Annotated in this window: 9 protein-coding genes; 2 read left to right on the top strand and 7 right to left on the bottom strand. The window is 23.9% G+C overall.

Features of this window, described 5'->3' with window-relative positions; genetic code table 11:
- Window positions 1-152 precede the first annotated feature (152 nt).
- Window positions 153-1,172 (bottom strand): sensor histidine kinase, encoded by a 1,020-nt coding sequence (locus tag ACQRD5_RS04995; protein WP_320902006.1) that lies wholly within the window; start codon window positions 1,170-1,172, stop codon window positions 153-155.
- Complete coding sequence (locus ACQRD5_RS05000) at window positions 1,169-1,843, bottom strand: response regulator transcription factor (RefSeq protein WP_294170173.1); 675 nt, start codon at window positions 1,841-1,843, stop codon at window positions 1,169-1,171. The genes ACQRD5_RS04995 and ACQRD5_RS05000 overlap by 4 nt, the downstream gene beginning before the upstream one ends.
- 98 nt (window positions 1,844-1,941) lie before the next feature.
- Here ACQRD5_RS05000 and ACQRD5_RS05005 point away from each other — a divergent pair, with 98 nt between their 5' ends.
- The gene (locus ACQRD5_RS05005; RefSeq protein ID WP_294167691.1) at window positions 1,942-2,073 is read left to right on the top strand and encodes a hypothetical protein; all 132 of its coding nucleotides are present in this window, start codon (window positions 1,942-1,944) and stop codon (window positions 2,071-2,073) included.
- 138 nt (window positions 2,074-2,211) lie between these two features.
- Here the strand turns inward: ACQRD5_RS05005 and ACQRD5_RS05010 are convergent, their stop codons facing one another.
- Together ACQRD5_RS05010 and ACQRD5_RS05015 are read right to left on the bottom strand one after the other, a co-directional pair.
- Window positions 2,212-2,397 (bottom strand): hypothetical protein, encoded by a 186-nt coding sequence (locus tag ACQRD5_RS05010; protein WP_427746543.1) that lies wholly within the window; start codon window positions 2,395-2,397, stop codon window positions 2,212-2,214.
- A 75-nt stretch (window positions 2,398-2,472) separates the two neighbouring features.
- Window positions 2,473-2,877, bottom strand: a complete 405-nt coding sequence (locus ACQRD5_RS05015; RefSeq protein ID WP_427746544.1) for a hypothetical protein — start codon at window positions 2,875-2,877, stop codon at window positions 2,473-2,475.
- Window positions 2,878-3,280: 403 nt separating this feature from the next.
- Between ACQRD5_RS05015 and ACQRD5_RS05020 the strand changes: the two genes are divergently transcribed.
- Window positions 3,281-3,694 carry an EamA family transporter gene (locus ACQRD5_RS05020; protein ID WP_294167693.1) on the top strand — a complete coding sequence of 138 codons (414 nt, stop codon included), beginning with the start codon at window positions 3,281-3,283 and terminating at the stop codon, window positions 3,692-3,694.
- A 155-nt stretch (window positions 3,695-3,849) separates the two neighbouring features.
- Here the strand turns inward: ACQRD5_RS05020 and ACQRD5_RS05025 are convergent, their stop codons facing one another.
- From ACQRD5_RS05025 to ACQRD5_RS05035, 3 genes are read right to left on the bottom strand one after another with little or no spacing between them, the layout of a single operon-like run.
- On the bottom strand, window positions 3,850-4,074 hold the full coding sequence (locus tag ACQRD5_RS05025; protein WP_294167687.1) for a hypothetical protein: 225 nt from the start codon (window positions 4,072-4,074) through the stop codon (window positions 3,850-3,852).
- A 41-nt stretch (window positions 4,075-4,115) separates the two neighbouring features.
- Entirely contained in the window at window positions 4,116-5,315 is a 1,200-nt protein-coding gene (locus tag ACQRD5_RS05030; RefSeq protein ID WP_427746545.1) for a sensor histidine kinase, read from the bottom strand.
- Between the two features lie 2 nt (window positions 5,316-5,317).
- Window positions 5,318-5,989 (bottom strand): response regulator transcription factor, encoded by a 672-nt coding sequence (locus ACQRD5_RS05035; protein ID WP_320899802.1) that lies wholly within the window; start codon window positions 5,987-5,989, stop codon window positions 5,318-5,320.
- Window positions 5,990-6,000: the final 11 nt, after the last annotated feature.

A 6,000-nucleotide genomic window follows, 5' to 3' on the forward strand; every position in this document is an offset into this window, starting at 1 on the left:
GTAGGATTATAATTACATTTTTCTATCCCTAATCTCTGATTTATAAATATAATAATTATATTAACCTTCTAATATGTAATAGAGTATCTAAGAAGATAATTATTTTAGCTATATAAAATAAATACTTTTGAATTCTCTATAGGTGCCTTCAATTATTGGAAGATCATCATCTTGTTAATTGGAAAAACAATAGATACTTTAGTTCCATTTCCTATAGTAGATTCAATATTAATCCCTAGTCCAAGTTTATTACTTAGCTTTTTACATAGATATAATCCTATACCAGTGGATTTTCCAAACCTGCGTCCATTTTCACCTGTATATCCCTTTTCAAAAGCTTTAAATACATCCTTTTCATTCATTCCGATTCCTGTATCTTCAATATATAGCACAATATTTTCTCCAATATTCCTGGTATAAAACTTAATTTTATTTTCTGACTTATAGCTATCCATATATTTAATTGAATTAGATATTATTTGATTTAAAATAAATTCTATCCATTTGCTATCTGTATAAACTATTTTATCTAAATCTAAAGTTTCTATTTTTATTTTCTTTTCAATTAATACTTTTGAGTTTCTTCTTATTACTTTATTCACAATAGACCTTAAGTCTATATCTTTTATAATATAATCCTTTTCTAAAGTATTACTTCTAGCGTAAAACAATGCCTGCTCAATGTAGTTTTCAACTTTAGTAATTTCCTCTTCAATACTTTTAGTTAATTCTGATTTATTATTTTCAATAATAAGCTTACTACTTGCTATTGGTGTTTTTATTTCATGAACCCAAAGTTCAATATATTCTCTGTATTCTTTATTATTTATTTTTAAAGAAGATATATCATCCTTCATGGATTTAGTTGTTTCTTTTATAATATGATATAAAATTTTACTTTCTAAAAAACTTCCTTCATTAATAACATCAGAAATTAGATATTTTTTATCTAAAGCTTCCAAATTCATAAGTAAGTCATCATAATAATTTTTTCTATTAAAGTAATCATAAATATGATAAAGTAATATTCCTATAAGATTTATTACAAATATAAATATAACAGTATATAAATCTACATTTAAGGCACTAAGTAAAATAGAAGAAAATACTAAAACTATTATATTAATAAATATAAATAACGCTCTTTCTTTTAAAAAATCTATGCTTTTCATATTAGTATATAACCTAATCCTCTCTTAGTTTTTAGAAAATCTATAGCACCTATTTCTTCTAATTTTTTTCTAAGTCTATTAATATTAACTGTTAATGTATTATCATCAACGAACTCATCCGATTCCCATAAGGCTTCTATAATATCATTTCTAGACACTATCTTCTCCTTATTCTTAATTAAAACATATAGAATTTTACTTTCATTTTTACTTAATTCTATTTTATTATCCTTATATTTAACTTCACTCTTAGATAGATCCAGCTGAAGATTGTTGTATTCTAAAATTTCTGATTCTTGATTATTATAAGTTCTTCTTAATAAGGATGATATTCTTGCTAAGAGAATTTGAGTATTATAGGGTTTTGTTATAAAATCATCTGCTCCTAAATTCATACTCATAAGTTCATCAACTTCACTATCCCTGCTAGTTACAACTATAATAGGAACTGAACTTTTCTTTCTTATTTCTCTACAAATATGATACCCATCAAAAAAAGGTAAGTTTATATCTAATAATATTAAATGATATTTTTCTCTTAAAACCTCATCTATAACATGTTCAAAGTCTAATGAATATATAGCTTCATAACCATATTTATTTAGAAATGTGCATAATTCATTTCTAATTTTTTCATCATCTTCTATAATAAAAATCTTCTTTTTCTCCATATTGCCACCTACCAAAATTCTATTTATTAAATTATATAATATTTTTTTATTATTTGGAAAATCTAATTATTGATATAAGACTTAAGGAGGTTTTGTTTATGAAAAATACAGTTAATAAAAATAATTTAGATCCTACTTCTCCAAATTATAATGAAAAAGTTAAAAATAAAGCTAATGAAAAAACTCCTACTTCTCAAAAAGAACCTTCATCTCATACTACATATAAATAAATATAGAAAGGGAACTGCTGAGCAGTTCCCTTTCTATACATTAATCTAAAAGTCTATTTACAATATCATTTGCTTCTTGTGCAATTGGTATTATATTTTTTGCAAAGGAAATAGTTGTATTAATACTAGTAAGTAAGCTTAATATTTTTTTATACTTTCCTTAAACCCTTTATTTTTAGATGCTTCTTCACAAATATTTCTATTTAGCATTATGCTACCTAACCCTTGTTCAATAGATATCTTTAATCCTTCTATACCATATATTTTGTATTCTTCTATTCTAATGTATAAATCATAAAGTACATTATTAATAAATAACTTCAACTCATTATTTACTTCTAAATCTTCTAGTTCATCTATTAAATTTCTAATCTTTTCCCTAAACTTATTTAGATTTTCTTATTCAATATCTCTATATTGATTACATACATCTAAAGCTAAGGCTAATCCATTTATGGATATCAATATTTCATTTGTAATTATATTATCTAACTTGTGTATATCATCCTCTAATCCTAAAGCCATAATCCTCTTTTCAAAATTAGTAAGTAATTTTACTAATTCATCTTTTGAATTACTTTCAATCTTATTAGTAAGTTTTTTTATATTTTCTATCATTTGAATAATTTCAATAATTGCTATAAATACTTTTTCATCATCGTTCATATCTAAATCGAAAACTTGAGCAATAACTGATTCCACCGTTCTAAATCTACTTTGTTTTTTAGCATTATTACTACAAAACTCTTTTGATTTACTTAAGATTTCGTATAGCCTAACTGCCGGATTAGTTGATAATAACATACTACCCCCTCCATAAAATGTGATACAGTTACTAATTCTATACTCTCCTATGGTTATCCTCTTTTTTTATTTAATCTTAATAGTTTTTTTAGATATTAATATTATTATATTATAATTAAAATTAAAATATATCTTTTACTATATATAATGTTTTAAATGCATATTATATGACTATTTTAAATTATTTATATTTACTTTTCCATTTTGAATATTCATAATTGCCATAGTTAAAGGTAATGAAAATCTCTTCTTAATAAATCATGTGTATCAGAAATAATTCCTACTTACATAATTTATCATAACCTTTATTTATGTTTATTACTATTATATAATAATATTATTACATTATAGATGGAGGAAGTTTATATTGTTAAAAAAAATTAATTTTAAAGGAGCTATTCATATGTGGGTTATTTATGCTTTATTATCTGCTCTTTTTGCAGCACTTACTTCAATATTAGCTAAAATAGGAATTGAAAACATAAACTCAAATCTAGCTACTGCCATTCGTACAGTTGTAGTTTTAATAATGGCGTGGGGAATAGTACTAATTAATGGTAGTATAAGTCAAATCAGTAATATAACTCAAAAAAGCTGGATATTTCTAATTTTATCTGGTATTGCAACTGGGCTTTCATGGTTATTTTATTATAAGGCTTTACAAATTGGAGAAGCTTCTAAAGTTGTTCCAATAGATAAATTCAGCGTTGTAATAACAATGATTTTAGCTTTTGTAATACTAAAAGAAGCAGCTAGTGTAAAGACAATTGTAGGTGGAATCTTTATTACAATAGGTACCTTCATTATGATATTATAACTATAACTGTTAAGAAACCCAGCACATGCTGAGTTTCTTAACAGTTATAACAGATTACTTATAGTATTTCAATAACTTGTTATATTATCCTTATATTATTTTTATATAGAAATTTCTATTTCTATGTCCATCAAACTCACAAAAATAAAAATCTTTTAATCTTCTTTATAATTTTCTATTACATTTTTAATGATATCTTTTATTTCACTTACGGATAAATCTAAAGTTTCAAATCCACCTATATCACATTTAGCAGTATATTTTATATTATTATATATTCTTGCATAAAGTTGTTTTTTATTATCAAACTGCTCATTATCCTCTAATATATACTTATAAAGTATTCTCGTTTCTTTTTCTATATAATCTCTATCATTCATAGTAAGCCTCCTTAATGAAATTATTAATTTATCTGAAGATATTAGATATTAAATTCAATTATAAAGGTAGTATCTTTTCCTATATTACTTTCAGCATATATTTTCCCATTATGACTTTCAACTATAGACTTAGCTATAGATAATCCTAATCCATATCCCCCTGTATCTCTAGCTCTTGATGTATCTACTCTATAAAATCTTTCAAATATTTTATCTAAATCTTCTTTTTTAATTCCTTCGCCAGTATTTTTAATCTTAAGTTTTATCTTGTTTTTCTCTTTTATTAACTCTACATCTATTTTCCCATTTTTACTAGTATATTTAATTGCATTATCTAATAATATAATAAACACTTTCTTAATACTTTCTCTATCACCTTTTATAGTTATATCTTCCTCTATATTAGATGACAATTCGATATTATTTTCAAATATTACTGCTTCAAAGGTTAATAACACATTATTTATTAATTTACTAATATCAAAAACTGTGAATTCTTCTAATTCCTTACCTGTATCTAATTTTGCTAAGGATAACATTTCATCTATAAGCTTAGACATTCTTTCTATTTGATTATTAATATAATTAAGCCATTTACTTTGACTTCCTACGGTCTCACTACTGTTAGATAAAACTAGAGATGTATTTGTCCTAATAATAGTTAATGGTGTCTTTAATTCATGTGAAGCATTTGCTATAAATTCCTTTTGCTTTTCAAAACTCTCTTTTATTGGCTTAATAGTTTTATTGGTTAGATAAATACTTTTAAATAACAATAGAATAAGGCTTATACTTCCAATTCCTATAAATACCTTTAATAGATTATTTAATACATTAATCTGAGGTTCTCTACTAATAAGTGCTATTTTTAGTCCTTTAAGAGTATATTCCTTTAAATATCCATAACTACTTCCTTCTATTTTTATTTTATCTAAATTATTTTCATTTTTAATTATTGTATAAATAGCATCTTGAAGTATATCTTCATCAATTTCAATATAGCTAGAAATTTTTGCTATATTGTTATTAGAATCTAATTCAATAATTATACTACTACTCATCATTTTAAAATTTGGACCTGGTTTCCTTGGATTTGAAATAGTACTTTTTAATTCATGTTCTAAATCTTTTTCCATACTTATAGAAGTTGTTATGTATATTGTTCCAAAAATCAAAACAAAAACCATTGTTAATAAAGACATATTAATTAATATAAATTTTTTCTTTAATTTATCAAACAAACTTAGTCCTCCAATCTATATCCAACACCTCTTATTGTTACTATATTTACTTTAGATTTTAAATAAGCTAATTTTTTTCTAATAAAGGAAATATACACTTTAATATTGTTGTATTCGACTTCTGAATCAAATCCCCAAAGCTTAGTTATTAAATCATCCTTACTTACAACACATTTAGGCCTTTCCATAAAATATTTAATAATTTCAAATTCCTTTAAGGTTAATCTTATACTTTCATCATTTGCATCTAGATCATAAGTGTTTATATTTAATCTTATATCCCCATAAGTTAATATATTTTCATTTATTACATTTCCTTTTCTTCTAGTTATAGACCTAAGTCTTGCTAATAGTTCTTCAGCTGCAAAAGGCTTTGATAAATAATCATCTGCTCCTAAATCTAATCCTAAAACCCTATCTTCTATTTGTGTCTTTGCAGTTAACATAATTATTGGAGTAAGAATACCTTCTTTTCTTAATTTCTTTAATATACTTAATCCATCTAGCTTAGGTAGCATTATATCTAATACTATTACATCATATATATCTGTTAGCGCATAATTTAGCCCATCTTCTCCATCATAAACTGCATCTACAACATATTTATTGTTAGTTAATATCTGAACTAAAGCTTCTGATAATTCTATTTCATCTTCAATTAAAAGTAGTTTCATCTATTTTCCTC

Origin of the sequence: Clostridium sp. SGI.024 (assembly GCF_050315195.1) — a bacterium.
In the GTDB taxonomy this organism is placed as follows: Bacteria; Bacillota; Clostridia; order Clostridiales; family Clostridiaceae; genus Clostridium.